Source organism: Streptomyces sp. NPDC002785, assembly GCF_040295565.1.
Lineage (GTDB): Bacteria > Actinomycetota > Actinomycetes > Streptomycetales > Streptomycetaceae > Streptomyces.
Genome location: NZ_JBEOVN010000378.1, coordinates 1 through 2,891, shown reverse-complemented (window position 1 = coordinate 2,891; position 2,891 = coordinate 1). Strand labels below are relative to the sequence as shown.

At 70.7% G+C, this 2,891-nt stretch carries 3 protein-coding genes; all 3 read left to right on the top strand.

Annotation, left to right across the window (positions count from 1 at the left end; all coding sequences use genetic code 11):
* Positions 1–76 precede the first annotated feature (76 nt).
* The 3 genes from ABTZ94_RS37115 (at position 77) to ABTZ94_RS37105 (ending at position 2,810) form a co-directional block, all read left to right on the top strand.
* A complete protein-coding gene (locus tag ABTZ94_RS37115; protein WP_351207811.1) occupies positions 77–529 on the top strand; it encodes a plasmid mobilization protein in 453 nt (150 codons plus the stop codon).
* The gene (locus ABTZ94_RS37110) at positions 529–2,298 is read left to right on the top strand and encodes a relaxase/mobilization nuclease domain-containing protein (protein ID WP_351207809.1); all 1,770 of its coding nucleotides are present in this window, start codon (positions 529–531) and stop codon (positions 2,296–2,298) included. The genes ABTZ94_RS37115 and ABTZ94_RS37110 overlap by 1 nt, the downstream gene beginning before the upstream one ends.
* A gap of 107 nt (positions 2,299–2,405) precedes the next feature.
* Positions 2,406–2,810: a hypothetical protein gene (locus tag ABTZ94_RS37105; protein ID WP_351207807.1), complete on the top strand. Its 405-nt coding sequence runs from the start codon at positions 2,406–2,408 to the stop codon at positions 2,808–2,810.
* Positions 2,811–2,891 lie beyond the last annotated feature (81 nt).

The window sequence follows — 2,891 nt, the reverse complement described above, 5'->3', positions numbered from 1 at the left end:
CCTCTCACGTCTTCTTCTGGCGGGTCTCTGGTTTAATGTTGTTTGTTGTCGCCTTCCGGACGACCGGCACCCGGGGGTGCCGGACGCGGGGGGAGAAGCAGATCGCCACAGCGACCGAGAGCAGCCGAGCCCGAGCGCGTCCCCCTTCCCCGACCGCAAGCCGCGTCGCCGCAGCCGCAACCCGACCGAGCGCACCCGCAAGACGACCACCCGCCTCTCCGACACAGAGAAAGCCGAGATCGTCGCCGCCGCCGCGCAGCGCAGCGTCACCGTCGCGCGCTTCCTCGCCGCCGCCCGCGGTTCCACCACCCTGCACACCAACGAACAGCTCGACGACGCCATCGACGAGCTGGCCGCCCTGCGCACCGCCCTCTCCCGGGTCGGCAACAACATCAACCAGATCGCCTACGTCCACAACGCTGGGGGGCAGCCCAGGCCCGGCGAACTCGAAAACGCCCTCACAACCCTGACCCGACTCCTGGCCCGTATTGACGACGTGGCCGACACCCTGGTGAAGAAGCGACTCTGATGGTCCCCAAGATCCGACGCGGCTCACGAACCCACGGCTTGCTCGTCTACCTGTACGGCCCCGGCAAACGCGACGAACACACCGACGCGCACCTCGTCGGGAGCTGGGACGGCTTCGCCCCCGACCCCGGACGAGACACCAGCCCCGACCCCGACCCCAAGGTCACCCTCGCCCGCCTGTCCGCAGCGCTGGACCTGCGGGTCAAGCAGGCCGGCACCACGGCACCTGCCCAGCACGTCTGGCACTGCTCGGTCCGCACCGACCCCGGCGACCGACACCTGACCGACGCCGAATGGAACACCGTCGCCCGCCGCCTGGTCCACGCCGTCAACCTCGCCCCTGAAGGCGATCCGGACGGCTGCCGTTGGGTCGCCGTACGGCACGCCGACGACCACATCCACATCCTGGCCACCATGGTCCGAGGTGACCTGCGCCGTCCGAGGATGAACTACGACTTCAAGAAGGCCCAGGCCGAATGCCGCCGCATCGAGAAGGAGATGGGGTTCCGCCAGCTCAGGCCCGGCGACGGCACCGGAGCGAAGTCCCCCACCAGCGCGGAGCGTTTCAAGGCCGAGCGCACCGGTCGGTCCGAGGCCCCTCGCGAGACTCTCCGCGAAGCCGTGCGCCAAGCCCTCGCCGGGGCGGCCACCGAAGAGGAGTTCTTCGCCAGGCTCCGGGAGGCGGGCCTCCGTGTGAAGGTCCGAAACGCCCCGTCTGGCGACGCCATCGGCTACAACGTCGCGCTTCCCGGTGACCGTAACCGCGACGGCGCACCGATCTGGTACCCCGGCTCCAAGCTGGCCCCCGACCTCTCACTCCCCAAGATCCGCCGCCGACTGGCCGACGACACCGCTGACCAGACGACGCACCCGGCGGCGACCAGCGGCCGAACGGACTGGTCCCCGCCCGCCCGAGAACGACGCAACGCTACCGGTATCGCCGAGCGCGCCGCCGTCCTGCTCGACAGCGACGACGACGAAGCCGCAGGTCAACTGGTGGGGATCGGCGAACTCCTGGACGCGGTGACACAGACCTCCCCAGCCGCTACCCGCGCCGAGCTGGGCGCCGCCGCCCGATCCTTCGAGCGTGCCACCCGCAGCCACGTCCGAGCGGAGCATGCCGACACGCGGGCGATCCGCTCGGCGGCCCGGGGCATCATCCAGGCTGGCAGCGCCCTCGGACGTGGCGAGGACGGTGGCACCACCGCCATGCTCCTCTCCACCCTGGTCCTGGTCACGATCGCCGCCGCCCGCTGGCACTCTGCCCGGGGACACGCCCAGCAGGCTCACGCTTCCCGACAGACCGCCGAGCATCTGCGAGCCGCCTACCGACAGGCCGCTGCCACTCCCATGCAGGCCCTACACGACCAAGGTCGCGCTCTACCGGAAGCCGAACGCCGCGCCCACCAGGCCACCATCCGCGCAGCACTGCCCGACGGGGTGATGCGAGCAGACAGCTCGTCCACGGCCGATGCCCTGACCGCCACACTTGCCCAGGCCGAGCACGCAGGCCACGACCCCAAGGCCCTCCTCCAGCAGGCCATCGAGATGCGCGAACTCGACACGGCTGACGACGTGAACGACGTGCTTGTCTGGCGACTGCGCCGCCTTGCCCAGCTTCCCGCTCACCCGGGTGAAGCGACGCGCCGCCCGCAGGCCGGCACCAGCCAGACAAGGGCCCCGGCCAGTCGCACCAACAACCGGACGGCACCCACGGCAGCAGCTCGCCCCACCGCCTCCGACCCACGCAACCGCCCACCGCGCCGCTGACGAGGGTCCGGCGGGCCGGGTGACCGGCCCGCCGGCCTTCGAGAAACCCCTGGACAAGCAGCTCCACCGGCTGTTACGGATGGAAACAGAAGCACCTCGACCGGGAGATGACGCTCGTGCTCAGAACCACCGACCGCCCCGCAGAGCCGACACCCGTGCTGCCCGTCCTCCCCGCCGGCACCGATCCCCTGCTGCAACTCGAGTACGAGACGCAGCCGCCCAGCGGCCCCGGCGCGACGCGCTGCCTCAGCCACCCGAGTGCCCTGGCCCTTCGTGGCATCCCGGTGATGTGCACGGCCTGCCGCGCCCGCCGCGATTGGCTACTCATCAACCACGGACGGAACGTCTGGGTTTGCTGCCGCTGCAGCAACCAGTGGCTCGAACCGGAGATCAGCCGAGCCGACTTCGACGCACTGATCGCCATCCCGGACGGAACGACTTACTCCAGCGTCGAGCAGGGCCTGGCCGCGCTCGGCTTCGACGGGGCCTTCGTCGGCACCTACCTGGACTAGTCGAGCGGCGGCGTGCACATCACCGGGATGCCACGAAGGGCCAGGGCACTCGGGTGGCTGAGGCAGCGCGTCGCGCCGGGG